At 63.5% G+C, this 14,770-nt stretch carries 10 protein-coding genes and 1 pseudogene; 5 read left to right on the top strand and 6 right to left on the bottom strand.

Annotated elements, in window-relative coordinates:
• Positions 1-226 precede the first annotated feature (226 nt).
• Positions 227-466, top strand: coding sequence for a type II toxin-antitoxin system RelB/DinJ family antitoxin (locus KI237_RS03250; protein ID WP_212798781.1), 240 nt, complete (start codon positions 227-229; stop codon positions 464-466).
• A pseudogene (locus KI237_RS03245) lies at positions 456-748 on the top strand (type II toxin-antitoxin system RelE family toxin). The gene KI237_RS03250 and the pseudogene KI237_RS03245 overlap by 11 nt, the downstream one beginning before the upstream one ends.
• 59 nt (positions 749-807) lie before the next feature.
• On the opposite strand, the gene KI237_RS03240 reads toward KI237_RS03245, so the two are convergent.
• The 6 genes from KI237_RS03240 to KI237_RS03215 are packed head-to-tail and all read right to left on the bottom strand — an operon-like array spanning position 808 to position 10,976.
• Positions 808-1,641, bottom strand: coding sequence for a YfaP family protein (locus KI237_RS03240; protein ID WP_212798780.1), 834 nt, complete (start codon positions 1,639-1,641; stop codon positions 808-810).
• Between the two features lie 3 nt (positions 1,642-1,644).
• Positions 1,645-3,264: a DUF2300 domain-containing protein gene (locus KI237_RS03235; RefSeq protein WP_212798779.1), complete on the bottom strand. Its 1,620-nt coding sequence runs from the start codon at positions 3,262-3,264 to the stop codon at positions 1,645-1,647.
• A gap of 1 nt (position 3,265) precedes the next feature.
• Positions 3,266-7,834 (bottom strand): alpha-2-macroglobulin family protein, encoded by a 4,569-nt coding sequence (locus KI237_RS03230; RefSeq protein WP_212800546.1) that lies wholly within the window; start codon positions 7,832-7,834, stop codon positions 3,266-3,268.
• Positions 7,831-8,490: a DUF1175 domain-containing protein gene (locus KI237_RS03225; RefSeq protein WP_212798778.1), complete on the bottom strand. Its 660-nt coding sequence runs from the start codon at positions 8,488-8,490 to the stop codon at positions 7,831-7,833. Before KI237_RS03225 ends, KI237_RS03230 begins: the two co-directional genes overlap by 4 nt.
• Complete coding sequence (locus KI237_RS03220) at positions 8,475-10,184, bottom strand: DUF2138 domain-containing protein (RefSeq protein ID WP_212798777.1); 1,710 nt, start codon at positions 10,182-10,184, stop codon at positions 8,475-8,477. The genes KI237_RS03225 and KI237_RS03220 overlap by 16 nt, the downstream gene beginning before the upstream one ends.
• A gap of 33 nt (positions 10,185-10,217) precedes the next feature.
• Entirely contained in the window at positions 10,218-10,976 is a 759-nt protein-coding gene (locus tag KI237_RS03215) for a YfaP family protein (protein ID WP_212800545.1), read from the bottom strand.
• A 566-nt stretch (positions 10,977-11,542) separates the two neighbouring features.
• On the opposite strand from KI237_RS03215, the gene KI237_RS03210 reads away from it, so the two are divergent.
• The 3 genes from KI237_RS03210 to dxs all read left to right on the top strand — a co-directional run bounded on the left by KI237_RS03210 (position 11,543) and on the right by dxs (position 14,683).
• Positions 11,543-11,785 carry an exodeoxyribonuclease VII small subunit gene (locus KI237_RS03210; RefSeq protein WP_212798776.1) on the top strand — a complete coding sequence of 81 codons (243 nt, stop codon included), beginning with the start codon at positions 11,543-11,545 and terminating at the stop codon, positions 11,783-11,785.
• Positions 11,782-12,669, top strand: coding sequence for a (2E,6E)-farnesyl diphosphate synthase (ispA, locus tag KI237_RS03205; RefSeq protein ID WP_212798775.1), 888 nt, complete (start codon positions 11,782-11,784; stop codon positions 12,667-12,669). Before KI237_RS03210 ends, ispA begins: the two co-directional genes overlap by 4 nt.
• 115 nt (positions 12,670-12,784) lie before the next feature.
• Positions 12,785-14,683, top strand: coding sequence for a 1-deoxy-D-xylulose-5-phosphate synthase (dxs, locus tag KI237_RS03200; RefSeq protein WP_212798774.1), 1,899 nt, complete (start codon positions 12,785-12,787; stop codon positions 14,681-14,683).
• The last annotated feature ends 87 nt before the right edge of the window (positions 14,684-14,770 follow it).

The raw sequence follows: 14,770 nt of genomic DNA, 5'->3' as shown, positions 1-14,770 counted from the left end.
GAAACACTACAGGTACTTTCCCAACCTCACAATAGCTCACGCGTGAGATTTTTCTGTTACAAATGGATGAATCCTGCTCGCGATAGGGCCACCCGGCTACCCCACCCCTGTCGCGAGCCGCAGAGGGTCGATTCGTCCGAAAACAGCGAAGCCAGCAAACCAAAGGTTGCCGAACGGGTGGGGCGATCGCTAACGTAACGCCAAACGTCATTACAGGTAATCCCCCATGGCTTCCATCAACATCCGCATTGACGATGACCTTAAGCAGCGGTCATTTGCCGAGCTGGAAAAGCTCGGTGTGACGCCTTCCGAACTGCTACGCCAGACACTTCAATACGTGGCGGAGCGAGGCAAGCTGCCTTTCAAGGCAGCATTAATCAGCGAAGAAGATGAAGCGCTTATCGCAGTGGTTACGGAACGCCTCGCCAACCCTCAACGAGTGAAGGTCAGCCTGGATGACCTATAGCCTTGAATTTGATCGACGTGCATTGAAGGAGTGGAACAAGCTAGGCGAAACACTGCGACAGCAGTTCAAAAAAACGCTCATTGAAATTCTTGAAACCCCCGCGTCGAAGCCAACCCACTCCGACAACTCCCCAACTGCTACAAGTTGAAACTGCGCAGCGCCGGGTATCGGTTGATCTATCAGGTTATTGATCAAGAAGTCGTGGTGTTCGTTGTTGCGATAGGAAAACGCGAGCGCGAAGCGGCTTATCAAGATGCGCAGGAGCGCATCTCGTCCGGCTGAAAACTTCTGCTACACCCATCGCTTGCTGAATTGTCCAACAGCCGTTGGACAATTCGCCCTCACGGGTAACTAAAACTCTTGACCAACGTCAGCTCCCCCACCGCCCGCATCGGCACCACGAAGGTTTCCATCTTTTCGCTCGGCGTGCCTTCTTCGGTGATCACGGTGACTTGTGCGGTGGTCAGGGCTTGTTGCGCTTGTTCACCGCCGCCCTCGCCTTCCTCGCTGTCTTCTTCACTGCGATAACCGCCACCGTAGTAGTTCACATACACCAGGTACTGGCCTTTGATCGGCGCGGGCATGGCGAAGATTTCCGGGCCGTAGCCGGTGGTGACGTCGACGTCGAGGGCGGCGCCGTTGGGGGCGACGCGGTCGCCGTACCAGATGTGCGCGCCGTCCGGGGTAACCAGGTGCAGGTCAAGGTCGGTGCCGTCGCTGTCCCAGGTCAACAGGACCCGCAGCTTGGCCGGTGTGGCGCCGCCGCTGGTGTTGAGAAATTGCGTGCGGTGGCGCTGCTGGCCATCGGCGCTGCGCACTTCAACGCTGTTGCTGCCGTTGGGGAACGAGAACGGGCGGTCGAAGCGGCCTTCCTCATCCAGCTTCAGCGGCAGGCTGACACCGTTGACGATGAGTTGGCCCGGCGCGTTGCTGTCCTTGGGCGCGCTTTTGATCTGGCCGGTGATGCGCGCGGTGTTGGCCTGGTCCGGGGGCGTGTTGACCGACGAGGCCGGGTAGTTGACGGTCTGGCTGAAGCTTTCGCCTTCACCGCCTGGCGCACCGCTGCGCCAGCCGCCGACGGGGGTGTCGAGCTTGATGGTGTCGGCGGCCATGGCCGGTGGTAACGCGGTCAGGGCGCAGAGCAACAGCAAGACCTGTGGATAACGGAGTGTCATGGTCTATTCCAGCAAGAGGTGACGGGCGAGCCCTTCGATATAGGTTTCGTCCTGGCCGTTGGGATGAGCTTCGAAGGCCAGGTGCAAATATTCATGGGTCAGGTCGAGGCGGTCTTGCAGCGACAGCACGCCGCGCACGTAGATGCGCTGGCGCTCGCGGTCGACATAAGGCCGGCCAAAGGCGACGCGACAGACGGCGAAAGCGCTGATTTCGTTGTAGCCCACTTCACTTTCCAGCCGCTCACGCCAGCCGCGCCGCTGCTTCAGCAACCAATCCTGGGCGGCCGGCAGCGCTTCGCAGGAGGCCACCGGGTTATCCCAGCGGCTGAGGCTGGCACGCGGGTAGGCGTGCAGCAGGATGGCGTCGTAGCGTTGGCCGGCGTTGGCTTGTTCTACCGCTTGCGCCCAGGACAGTTTGTCCGGCCCAGGCTGGTCGGAGTGGTAGGTGACATCGGTGCCGGCCAGCACCAGGTCGCTGGTCCAGGCGGCAATGGCGCGGGCTTCAGGCGCCGCCGGGCGCGGCGCGACACGCTGGCGATGGCTGCTGTCGTCGATGCTCAGGCAATCGCCGTTACGCTGGGCGTTCTGCAGCAAATAGGTGCGGATCGCCACCGCCAGTGCCTTGGCGGCTTCGGCAGGCTCGGCCTTGGCTTCGCGCTGCAGGACTCGGGCGACGTATTCCTCCCGGTCCAGGCGCGCCACCAGCTTGCTGGGCAGCAGGAACAGTTCGCCATCGCTGTGGATGTCCAACTGGTTGCCATTGGTGAATTCGACGCGGTAATCGCCGCGCAGTTGACCCGGCGAGGCCGGACGGTCACCGGACATCACCCGTTGCAACGGATAGCGGGCAAACAGGCCGACTTCCACGCAACGCCCGGTTTCCGCCGGCCAACGCGATGGCAATGCCGCCGCCAAGCCTTCGCCGTAGACCTTCAAGACCTGCTGGCTGGTGCCGCGGCCACCGGCCCACACCGGGGTGCCGTCGACCAGCCAACCGGCGAAACCGCCCTGTCGCGATGAAGGCCCCTGGTCACCCAGCCAGCTCCAGGTCTTGACCCGCAGGCGACTGCCCAATTCACCGACCAGCCGCCCGTCGGCCGCGCTGAGCGCCACATCCAGCAGCACCCGTCGGGCCTGCTCCTGGGCCGGCAGCGTGGCCAGGGCCTTGAGCAATTGCACGACGGGCACCTGCGTCTGGGGCTGCAAGGTCGGCAGGTCCAACAACCAGGCCGGCGCCTGACGGGCCTGCCAGTAATCACGCCAGTTCGAGGCCGACAGCCCGAGCCGCTGCGGCTCGAAATACAGGCCACAGGATTTCACCAGTGCCTGGTCACGACCGATGCTCTGCCCGGCATTGCAGCAATAGACTTCTTCCTTCGACTCGCCGCGGCACTCATAGACCGGTTCGCGAGCGTCGGTGTCCACCAGCCAGGCGTAGACAAACAGCTTCCACAGGCTGCCCAGTGGCGCCTGCAAGGAGTCGGGCAACGGCTGGCGATCCAGCACCTGGGTCTGGCTCACTCGTAGCAACTGACCGTCGAAGGCCAGGCGCAACGGCTCGTCCTGCGCTGTCGCCAGCGCAGGGATCAAGCACAACCACCACCAGACCCGCAGTCGGCCCATGTCAGTTGACCGTGACCTGACCGAGCGCCGGTTTCTGTTCCCGCGCCTGATGCTGTGGCGCGTAGACCTGGGTGAAGCGCACTGGCGGCAAGCTGAACTGGCCCTTCTGGGAGAAGCGCACCAAATGCCGCAGGCGCAGCTCGCCACTGAGGGCATCCACCGGCACGGCATAGGCCATCTGGCCCGGCTCGAAGCGCGCCTTTTCCAGGGACGTCGGTTCGCTGTCGGCCTTGCCCATCAACTGGATGCCCCAGGTGGTGCGCTCCACGTCGGCGCCCGGCGGCAGCGGCACTTCAAGCATGCCGTAGCGCAGTGGCGTTGGGGCCTTGCTGTTGATGATCACTTCATCCAGGTAAAGGCTGTCGCTGGACAACGGCTTGTTACCGACGGCTTCGAGCTTGAAGGTAAAGGCCTCGTCCCCCGGCACCAGACGCGACAGGCGACGGGTGATGGACACGGCCATCGGCGCGAGCGGCGGTTGCTGGCTCTGGAAGCTCAATGCCGCTTGCAATGGACGCTCCTGGGCACCGGTCAGGGTCAGCATGGTCGGCAGCTGCGCGCCCTGCCACTGCCAGTAGGTTTCACCGGTCGCGCCCTGTTTGGCGGCCCAGCCTTCACCCGGCGCCAGCGCCACGGCCGGCGCCGCCTGTTCGATGCTGCGCTGCAACCAGGTCAGGGCCAGGGCCCGCTCCAGGGTGGACTGCTGCGGCAGCACGCGTTCCAGCAATGCAGTGGCACGGGCTTGATCGAAGCTCTGCAACGACAACAACAAAGCCTCAACGAAGGGTTGCGAGCTGAGTTCCAACTGCTGTTGCGCGGCGTCTGCTTGACGGCTGAAGGCCGCCGGCAACGGCACCTTCGCCTGTTTCGCCAGGGACGCGGTCAAGACACGGGCGCTGGCCAGGCCAAGGGCCGAGTCCGGTGCGTTCATGACCAGGCTGTCTTCACCGCTGTCCAGCACGCTCTCGGCAGTGTCTTCACTGGCCTTGGCCAGATCATCCATCAGGCCGCTGAGCAAGGTGTTCACCGGCAGTTGCATCTGCTTGGCGAACGACAGGATCAGCGCACGTTGCAGCAGCGGCGTATCACCGGCCTGCTTGGCGTAGACCTCCAGCACCCGTTGCCAGTGTTCCGGCGGCAGGCTCAGGTCCAGCGCCTTGCTGGCGTGCCAGTCGGCGTAATAGGCATAGGCGGTGAGGAATGCATCTGGCTCACCGTCCTGGCCCCACCAGGTGAAGCTGGCCGAAGGGCCGGCCATCTGCACCAGGCGCAAGCGGCTGTTTTGCATGATCAACCGCAAGCGGTCGCGGATCTGCGGGTTCGACGCCAGGGTCGGATAGGCAATGCTCAACGGCAACAGACGACTGGCGGTCTGCTCGACGCCACCGTATGGGTAGCTCAGCAGGTCATCCAGGGCCGAACGGAACAACGCTTGCGGGCTGTCGTCCAGGCGCAGGCGGATATCGCTGGCGTCGGCCGGCAGGGTCAGCGGGGTGTCGCCGCTCGCCACATCGAGGCGCTGGTTCTGGGTGACTTGCCAGCCGTTGCCGCTGGCGTTCAAGCGCATGGCCAGGGCGTCCTGGGTTTCGCCGTTCAATTGCAACTGCACGTTCAAGTCGCCACTGCTCAGCTCCAGGGTCGGGAGCGCCACGTAGTTGATGCCGTTTTTCAGGTCCGCCACCACACGCTGTTCAGCGCCGGCGTAACGGATCAGCAGCTCGGCCTTCAGTGGTTTTTCAGACTGGCTGAACACAAACAGGCCCAGTTGCGGCTTGTCGCCCGTGCGGAAACGGGTCGGGCCGCTCCACTTCAGGTACAGCGGTTTTTCCGAAGCGATGAACTGCTTCTTCTGACCCACCTGGCCGTCGTCGGCGATGGCCTTGGCGGTGATGCGCCAGCGGGTCAGCGAGTCCGGCATCTTGAAGGTGAAGCGCGCCTTGCCGCTGGCGTCAGTGACCAGTTCCGGTTGCCATGCAGCGGTGTCGACGTCTTCACGACGTGGCCGCTCCAGCACCTTGACCCCGCGTTCGCTGCGGTTGGCCTTGCCCGGCGCGCCTGGGCTGCCTGGCAGCGCCACGTCGTAGCTGATGAACGACAGGCTGGCACTGGTGCGCACGTTGTTGCGACGCGGGTGATAGAAGAACTGATCGATGCTCGGAGCCACTTCCGGTTGCAGGGCGTAGACCATTTCGTCCACCACGCTGACCGTCAGGTGCGCCGGGATCGCCTTGCCGGCGAACTGGGTGCTCAGGTCCACGGTCACCGTGTCGCCCGGGCGGTAGGTGGCTTTGTCGGTGACGACGGCAACGTCGATCTGCGGCGTGACCACCTTGATGCCGGCGTTCTGGAAGCTGTACTGGCCGCCCTTGGTGTACAGCACCGAGAAGGTCAGGTTGGGCGCAAAGTTATCCTTCACGGCAATGCGCGCGCGGTATTGGGTGTCGCTGAGCTTTTCCATCTTCAGCCAGTCGCCGCCCTTGGACAGCAGCGCCGTGGCCTCGACCTTGTCCCGCTCAAGCGACAGCAGCGCATCGCTGACGGGCTCCGGGAAGGTGATCAGCGCCAGCGCTTCGTCACCGGTCTTGTATTCAGCCTTGTCGAAGACGATCTCGACAGTGCCCGGCACAGCCTTGATGCCTTCACCGGTCACCGCATGGGCGGCGGCGCCAATGACCCGGCCGTGATCGTCCTTGAGCGTCATGTTGTAGGTGCCGGGGCGCTCGAAGGTCAGGCTGAAGCCCTTGTCCTTGGCTGCCAACTTACCTTCGCCGGTGCTCTGGTCTTCCAGGCGCACCCAGGCGTAGCTGCCTGGCGTCACGGCTTTGGCTTGTTCGTTGCCGCCTTCGTTGGCATAGCTGAACGACACCTTCTGGCCGGCGGCGCTGAACCGCTGGGGAGCGCTCAGGCGGAAATTCGCCGCGCCGCGGTCGATGAGGATTTCCTTGGTGGTCTTGACCCGATACGCCGCACCATCGCTGGCGAACACGGTGAGCGTGTAGCGGCTTGGCTTGTCGGCGGCCGGCAAGTCGAGGGTCGCGTTGCCCTTGGCATCGGTGGTCACTTCGCTGCTGGTCAGCTCGACCGGGAATTGCCCCAGGTATTGCAGCTCGTTATCGACCATCGACAGTTGCTGGGCGCGCAGGCTCAGGCTCACCGTGGCATTCACCACCGGTTTGCCGTCCGGGTACAGCAGCACAAGGTTGCCCTTGACCGGCTCGCCGGTGCGGTAGTCCTGCTTGGCCAGGTTCAGGGCGATCTCGAAGTGCGGCTTGACATATTCGGCGACACGGAAGGCGCTGCTGTAGAGCTGGTCCTTGTAGCGCAAGCGCAGTTCATAGCCGCCGGCAACGGCGTTTTCCGGCAGTTGGAAACGGCCTTGGGTGCCGGCCTTGGAATCGAGCTTCAGGGCCAGGGTTTGCAGCTCGGTGCCGGTGGCGTCCAGCACGCTGACATTGACGTCGGCGGCAGCCGGTTGCACCGAATCACGGGCGTTCTTGAACTCACGACCGACGATTTTCAGCGACACCCAATCACCTGGGCGATACAGCGGCCGGTCGGTGAAAGCGTAGAGCTTGGTGTCGTAGATTTCGCTGTCGTAGTAGAAGTTTTCCGAGACGAATACCCCGCCCTCCTCGTCTTCACCGATGACGAACGAACGCTCCGGGCTGACGTGCTTGAGGCGCAGCAGGCCGTCTTCATCGGTGGCACCGCTGTTCATTACGCCCAGGCCGTCGGTCCACAGCACGTTGACCTTGGGCACCGAACGCCCTTCATGCTTGCGTGCAGCCCAGACCAGCAATTCATCGCCGGCAATCTTGCTCACCGCCACGGTGTTGGAAACGAAGACCATGGTGGTTGCGCGGTATTTGCCGACCAGCGCTTCCACCAGGTACAGGCCCGGCTTCAGTTGGCCCAGCGGCACATAGACGTTGCCCGGCGAGACGCTGACAAACTCACTCGATGAACCGGCCAGGTTGACGCCCGCAGGCGGCTGGATCGGCTTGGCTTGCCACAGCGGATAACGGAACTGGCTGACCACCGGCAAACCCGGGATCAAGGCGAATTGTGCCGGTGCGTCGTAAGGGGTCGGCGCGACCAGGGCATCACCGATCTTCAGTTCCGGCACTTCTTCGGTGACTTGCTGACGGGACTCGTAGGAGAACGCCCGCTGCATCACTCGACGGGACTTGCGATACCAGTTGTCCCACAGGTACGCGAGGGTGTTCGACAGGCCTTCGCCCTTGAACTGACCGTCGCTGACCACACGGTGCAGGTTCTTCTGGCGCTTTAGGAAATCCAGCGGCTTTTCGATGCGATAGACGCGGATATCGGCGCCGCCGTAGGGCTCCATGCGAAACCGACGGTAGTCGCGGCCCGGCGCTTCGAGGCGGACCATGGCCTGCTCGTCGCTGGCAAAGCTGCTGTCGGCCAGCAGGAAGAAACTTTCACCGGACACCGGCGTGTAGCCGCTGGGCTCCACCGTGTCTTCGGCGTTCACGACAGGTGCCAGCAACAAGGCAAACAGCAGGGGCAATTTTGAACACAAGCGCAGCATGCGGGCACCGGTCATTGGGAGAGAAAGTTGAGTCGATAGACGCCGATGAAGTTGGGGTTGGCTGCGTCGGGTATCCATCGGGTGTCCTTCCAGTTCATGAGTTGTTGCAGGCTTGCGGAGCGCATGCCGTTGTCGGTAGGGGTTGTGGTGCCAGTGTGATAGGCGATGTAGCGGCCCATCCAGATCATCAGGTGCTGGTCGTCGCCCTGATCGAAGAACATCAGGTCGCCGGGACGGGCCTGGGCCACATCGCGGCCCACCAGGTGACTGTTGAACTGAATCAGCTTGATGGCGTTGACATAGGGCCCGACCTTGCCGCCACCCTGCTGCCATTGCTGGGCCAGGCGCCGCTGGGCGTCACTGAGCTCAAGCTCCGGCGGCAGGTAGCGGTTGGACAGGCCATTGCTGCGCAGCCACTTATCGTTGTGGACCTTGAGCGCCTCGTTGGCGGCAAACCGCACCAGGCCGGCGCAGTCCTGCTGATACCAGCGCGGGCTCGGGCCTTTGCTCAGTTGCTCCTCGGCGATGCGCACGAACCAGGCACGAAACACCTGGGATTGCTGCACATCCAGCGACGGCGCCTCGACGGCAAGCGCAGGCCCACCGAGCAGCAGCGCCAGCAGCAGCGTCAACGCGGGGTTGCGGATCAGTGCTGTCACAGCGCTTTCCATTCCAGTGGCAACCACTGCCAGTGCCCGTCCGGCTCGCTGCCGGCCGGCAACGTCAGGGCGTACTTGCCATAACCACCCAGGGTGCGCAGTTTCGGGATCAGGTAGGTTTGCGCGGCGTTATAGAACACCGGCTCCATGTCCTGGGGCAGGCTGTCGAGGGTTTCGCGCTGCATCAGTTGCGCCATGGAATCGGGGCCGAAATAGATCGGCATCAACACATCCTTGGGCACCACGTCGGCCATCGGCGGGAAACGCTTGTCGAGGGTGCCGAGGGCCTTGTCCACCAGCTTGTCGTCAAGGGAGAACACCAGGGTCGAACCGTGGCGTGCCAGGCTGACGCGCAGGAACGCCTTGCCGGTGATGGCGTCCGGTTGCAGCGAGTCCTTGGCCAGGTATGGGCCGAAGTTGGAACTCACCTGGCGCTGCCATTGGTGCATCGAGCCTTCCTGCTTCTCGACAACCGGGAACGCGTGTTCGGCGACATTGTTCTCATAGGCGCCCACCATCGAGCCGAACAGCTTGCCCAGGTCGGCGTCGACCTTGCCGTCGTCTTCGTTCAGGCTCGCCACCAGCAACGGTGTGTACAACCGCGAATCGGCGTACCAGCACAGGCCTGCCGCGCCGGCCACATGGTCGACCATGGCCTGGGCGGCCTTCTCGTCGGCGCCGAGTTTCACCAGCAGCGGTTTCTGGGGTTCTGCGGCCAACGGCAAGGCGACGCAGGCACTGGCGCCCATGGGCATGGCTTGCCAGATTGGCTTGAAGTCGAAGTCCGGCTGGTTTTCCAGCTCGTCCATGGCCAGGAAGCTGTGCCAGCCCTTGTCATCCATGTCGAAACGCAAGCCGGCGAAGTTCGGGATGAAACGCTGGTAGCCCATGGCGAGCACGCTGGCGTTGACCGAGATGCGTTGCTTGACCTCTGGCGCCTTGGGCGGCAGGCCGAACGCTTCGGGGAACAATTTGTCGCCGTTGAGCAAAGCGGCCAGGGCGGTCGTCGACACACTGCCGCGCTCATCCGATGGGCCGTTAGCCGGGTCATAGAGTTTTGCCGGGTTGGACAACACCACCAGTTTGTCGCCGTGGGAGGCAAAGAGCAGGGATTTGCTGGCGTTGTAGCTCAATTGGTAAAGCGCGACCTCATCACCCGCGACCTTCAGATCGCTGAATTTGCTCAGCTGCGTGTCGTCCAGGGCGACTTTCGCCAGCGGCTCCAGGACCTTGGCCAAGCCACCGCGATCCATCACCAGCAGGAAGTCCTTGAGGCGACCGTCGGCACCGCGCCACAGCGCGACATCGGCCGGCTGGTCGAAAAGCTCTTCGATCAGGCTGTCCTGCAGCTTGAGGTCGTGCTCGTAGATGATCCGGCGCAGGCTGCCGATGAGCCCGAGACGGTCGGCATGGGCCTCGTAATAGAAGACGAAGTCCTCGGTGAGCGTGGCCTTGAGGAACGGCACCGCCAACAGATCCTTGGGCAACTGACTCAAGGAATGGGCCTCGAGCAAGCCGTCGGGACGGCTCAGGCCGAGTTTGTCCAACGCCAACTCCATGGGCGGCGCCTTGGGCTTGGTCATGAACCAGCCCAACCCGGCGGCGACACCCGCCACCAGGCACAGCCCGATCAGCATCGCCGGCCAGCGGCGCACAGGTTTGGCGACAGGTGTCGGCGTGGTCGGGGAAGCAGTGTTGTCGCTCATATTCACAAGGGCCTGTTCATCCGTGGAGCGGATTTAGTAGTTGAAAGTCTTGACCAGCAACAGATCGCCAATGGCGCGCAGGGGCACGACAAAGGTCTCGCGTTTTTCATTGACGGTGTTTTCGTTGAGCACCAGGTTGATCTGCGAGGTAATCACCTCGTTGTCATTGCTGGTTTCATCGAAGTTGTAGCCGCCGCTGCCGTAGTTGCCCCAATAGTTCACGTAGACCAGGTAGGTGCCGTGCATCGGCGCAGTCATGGTGAACATTTCAGGGCCGGGGCCATCGACGCCATCAGGGTCGAGACCGCCGCCGTTGCTCAGCGCCGGCTGGCCGAAGAACGCATGTTGGCCGTCGGGTGTGACGATATGCAGATCGAGTTCGGCCTTCGGATCGTCCCAGCCCAGCACCACGCGGATCTGCGCCGGGGTGCGCAGGTTGTTGGCTTCATAGAATTGCACGCGCTTGAGGGACTGGCCTTCGGAGCTGCGCACCTCGACGCTGTTGGAGCCGGCGCCGAACGCGTACGGCCGGGCGAAACGCCCCTCTTCGTCGGTGTAGAGGTTCAGTGGATTGCCGTTGACCGACAGGCTGTGGGGTTGGCGCATCGTGCCCATGGCCTTGATCCGGCCTTCGATCATCGTACGATTGCGCTGAACGCCCCGGTCGATGGGTGGTGTGGGGTAGGCGACTTGCGGATTTTCGGTGCGATCGAGCAAGCCGCTGTAGCGCCAACCGCCCACCGGCTCCGACATTTCAGCAGAGGGCTGCGCCCACGCCAGCGGCGCGCCCATCAGCACGATCAATAAAGAAAGAAAACGCACGTATGCCTCCTGCCATGCACGACGCAACCCGGCGTCAATCCTCAACGCACTTGTCATTATTCGGGCTTCGTCTGAAGGCCCCGTCGCAAGGGGGCCGTAGATGGCGCGAAGGTTAGCGATTCGGCGGGTTATTAACAATCGGGGAACGCGCGATTCTGTGTGGGAAATCACGTACTGAGGGGTGCGTGAGCCGAATAGAGGATTTATTCGGCTCACCAAATGAGCCGAATACGGAAACTGACTTAAATTTGGCGCAATCCCGTGGCGAGGGAGCTTGCTCCCGCTCGACTGCGCCGTGTAGGAGCTGGCGAAGCCTGCGATCTTTTGATCTTTTGATCTTTCGCTTGAGATTCAAGTGCCTGGGGAAAGATCGCAGCCTCGTTGCACTCGACAGCTCCTACACAGCTCCTACACAGTTCCTAAACAGCCCAGCGGGAGCAAGCTCCCTCGCCACAAGAGCGGTAGGTCCTGATTTGCCCCAATACCCCATGTCTGCTAGTGTCGCGCCGGTTTAACAAGCAACCGGAATAGCCGCCATGGCCCGCAAAAAAGCTGCACTGGATTTCGAACAATCTCTGGCCGACCTGCAAACGCTGGTCGAACGGCTGGAGAACGGCGAATTGTCGCTGGAAGACTCGCTGACCGCCTTCGAGCAGGGTATCGGCTTGACTCGCGACTGCCAGGCGTCGCTGGCCCAGGCCGAGCAGAAGGTGCAATTGCTGCTCGAACGCGACGGCGAGCTGACCGAAGAACCTTTCGACGCGGAACAGCCTGAATGATCGGCGCCTATCAGGCCAGCAGCCAGGCCCGGGTCAATGCTGCATTGGATACCTTGTTCAGCGCCCCGAGCCCGGAACTGGCGCGCCTGTACGAAGCCATGCGCTACAGCGTGATGAACGGCGGCAAGCGTGTACGGCCGCTGTTGGCCTACGCCGCGTGCGAAGCCTTGGGCGGCCAGGCCGAGCAGGCCAACGGCGCCGCCTGTGCGGTGGAGTTGATCCACGCGTATTCGCTGGTGCACGACGATTTGCCGGCCATGGACGACGACGACTTGCGTCGCGGCCAGCCCACCACCCACAAGCAATTCGACGAAGCCTGCGCCATCCTGGCCGGCGACGGCTTGCAGAGCCTGGCCTTCAGCGCTCTGCTGGACCCTGCCCTGAGCGATTGCCCGGCGCAGCTTCGCCTGGACATGGTCAGTGCCCTGGCGCTGGCGGCAGGCCCCGCCGGAATGGTCGGCGGCCAGGCCATCGATTTGGGCTCAGTGGGCCTGAAGCTGGACCAGAGCGCCCTGGAATACATGCATCGGCACAAGACTGGCGCCTTGATCGAGGCCAGCGTCAAACTCGGCGCCCTCGCCAGCGGCCGGGCTACAGCCGCCCAGTTACAAGCCCTGCAGACCTATGCCCGGGCCATCGGCCTGGCGTTCCAGGTGCAGGACGACATCCTCGACGTCGAAAGCGATACCCAGACCCTGGGCAAACGCCAGGGTGCCGACATCGCGCGCGACAAACCGACCTACCCGGCCCTGCTCGGCCTCGACACCGCCAAGGCCTATGCCCTGGAGTTGCGTGACCAGGCCCTGGCCGCGCTGCGACCCTTTGACGCGGCGGCCGAGCCGTTGCGCGACTTGGCGCGTTATATCGTCGAACGACGCAGCTGATACAGGGTCAACCCATTCATAAGTGCGTATCGGCCAAGTTCCGGCCAACGCGTGGGCAGCTTGCGATCCATAAGGTAAACTGCCGCCTCTTTCTATACCTATAACGATTCGCCTGATGCCCACGACGTTTCAAGAGATTCCCCGCAAGCGCCCGACCACGCCCCTGCTGGACCGCGCCAACACGCCGGACGGCCTGCGTCGCCTGGGTGAAGCCGAGCTGGAAACCCTGGCCGATGAGTTGCGCCTGGAGCTGCTCTACACGGTCGGCCAGACCGGTGGGCACTTCGGCGCGGGCCTGGGCGTCATCGAGCTGACGATCGCGTTGCATTACGTGTTCGACACCCCGGACGACCGGCTGGTGTGGGACGTGGGGCATCAGGCCTACCCGCACAAGATCCTCACCGGGCGTCGCGAGCGCATGGGCACGCTGCGTCAGAAGGACGGTATCGCCGCCTTTCCGCGCCGCGCCGAGAGCGAATACGACACCTTTGGCGTCGGCCACTCCAGCACCTCCATCAGCGCCGCCCTGGGCATGGCGATTGCCGCCCGCCTGCAAAACAGCGACCGCAAGGCCATTGCCGTGATCGGCGACGGCGCACTGACGGCGGGCATGGCCTTCGAGGCACTGAACCACGCGCCGGAAGTCGACGCCAACATGCTGGTGATCCTGAACGACAACGACATGTCGATCTCGCGCAACGTCGGCGGCTTGTCCAACTACCTGGCGAAGATCCTCTCCAGCCGTACCTACGCCAGCATGCGCGAAGGCAGCAAGAAAGTGCTGTCGCGCCTGCCCGGCGCCTGGGAAATCGCCCGCCGCACCGAGGAATACGCCAAGGGCATGCTGGTCCCCGGCACGCTGTTCGAAGAGCTGGGCTGGAACTACATCGGCCCCATCGACGGCCACGACCTGCCCACGCTGATCGCCACCCTGCGCAACATGCGCGACCTCAAGGGCCCGCAGTTCCTGCACGTGGTCACCAAGAAAGGCAAAGGCTTCGCCCCGGCGGAAGTCGACCCGATCGGCTACCACGCCATCACCAAGCTCGAACCCCTGGACGCTCCGGCGGCCGCGCCGAAAAAGGCCGGCGGACCGAAGTACTCCGGCGTGTTCGGCCAATGGCTGTGCGACATGGCCGCCGCCGACCCGCGCCTGGTGGGCATCACCCCGGCGATGAAGGAAGGTTCGGACCTGGTGGCCTTCAGCGAACGCTACCCGCAGCGCTATTTCGACGTGGCGATTGCCGAGCAGCACGCCGTGACCCTCGCCGCCGGCATGGCGTGCGAAGGCGCCAAGCCGGTGGTGGCGATCTATTCGACGTTCCTGCAGCGGGCCTACGACCAACTGATCCATGACGTCGCGGTACAGAACCTCGACGTGCTGTTCGCCATCGACCGCGCCGGCCTGGTGGGCGAAGACGGCCCGACCCACGCCGGCAGCTTCGACCTGTCGTTCCTGCGCTGCATCCCCGGCATGCTGGTGATGACCCCGAGCGACGAAAACGAGCTGCGCAAGATGCTCACCACCGGCCACCTGTTCAATGGCCCGGCGGCAGTGCGCTACCCCCGTGGCACCGGCCCGAACGCGACGATCTCGACCGACCTCGAGCCAATCGAGATCGGCAAGGGCGTGATCCGCCGCCAGGGCAAGCAAACCGCCCTGCTGGTGTTCGGCGTGCAACTGGCCGAAGCCCTGAAAGTCGCCGAGACTCTGGACGCCTCCGTGGTGGACATGCGCTTCGTCAAACCGCTGGACGAAGCCCTGGTGCGCGAGATGGCCGGCAGCCATGAACTGCTGGTCACCCTCGAGGAAAACGCCATCATGGGCGGCGCCGGCGCGGCGGTCAGCGAGTTCCTGGCCCGGGAGAACATTCTCAAGTCGGTGCTGCACCTGGGCCTGCCGGACAGCTACGTCGAACACGCCAAGCCGGCGCAGATGCTCGCCGAATGCGGGCTGGATGAGGCAGGGATCGAAGCGGCGGTGCGCCAGCGGTTGCAGCGGCTGGGCCTGTAATCCTCAAACCACGCGGATCCCCCTGTGGGAGCGAGCTTGCTCGCGATAGCGGTAGACCAGTCGACACCTATATTGACTGACCCACTG

Origin of the sequence: Pseudomonas sp. St316, from assembly GCF_018325905.1 — a bacterium.
Classification (GTDB): domain Bacteria; phylum Pseudomonadota; class Gammaproteobacteria; order Pseudomonadales; family Pseudomonadaceae; genus Aquipseudomonas.
Note: the sequence above shows the minus strand (reverse complement) of the source record. Positions and strands in the feature narration are given on the sequence as shown.

Excerpts from the sequence above, each read along its gene's own strand:
- KI237_RS03250 (WP_212798781.1), top strand. The coding sequence starts at position 227 with ATGGCTTCCATCAACATCCGCATTGACGATGACCTTAAGCAGCGGTCA.
- KI237_RS03240 (WP_212798780.1), bottom strand. The coding sequence starts at position 1,641 with ATGACACTCCGTTATCCACAGGTCTTGCTGTTGCTCTGCGCCCTGACC.
- KI237_RS03235 (WP_212798779.1), bottom strand. The coding sequence starts at position 3,264 with ATGGGCCGACTGCGGGTCTGGTGGTGGTTGTGCTTGATCCCTGCGCTG.
- KI237_RS03230 (WP_212800546.1), bottom strand. The coding sequence starts at position 7,834 with ATGACCGGTGCCCGCATGCTGCGCTTGTGTTCAAAATTGCCCCTGCTG.
- KI237_RS03225 (WP_212798778.1), bottom strand. The coding sequence starts at position 8,490 with ATGGAAAGCGCTGTGACAGCACTGATCCGCAACCCCGCGTTGACGCTG.
- KI237_RS03220 (WP_212798777.1), bottom strand. The coding sequence starts at position 10,184 with ATGAGCGACAACACTGCTTCCCCGACCACGCCGACACCTGTCGCCAAA.
- KI237_RS03215 (WP_212800545.1), bottom strand. The coding sequence starts at position 10,976 with ATGGGCGCGCCGCTGGCGTGGGCGCAGCCCTCTGCTGAAATGTCGGAG.
- KI237_RS03210 (WP_212798776.1), top strand. The coding sequence starts at position 11,543 with ATGGCCCGCAAAAAAGCTGCACTGGATTTCGAACAATCTCTGGCCGAC.
- ispA (WP_212798775.1), top strand. The coding sequence starts at position 11,782 with ATGATCGGCGCCTATCAGGCCAGCAGCCAGGCCCGGGTCAATGCTGCA.
- dxs (WP_212798774.1), top strand. The coding sequence starts at position 12,785 with ATGCCCACGACGTTTCAAGAGATTCCCCGCAAGCGCCCGACCACGCCC.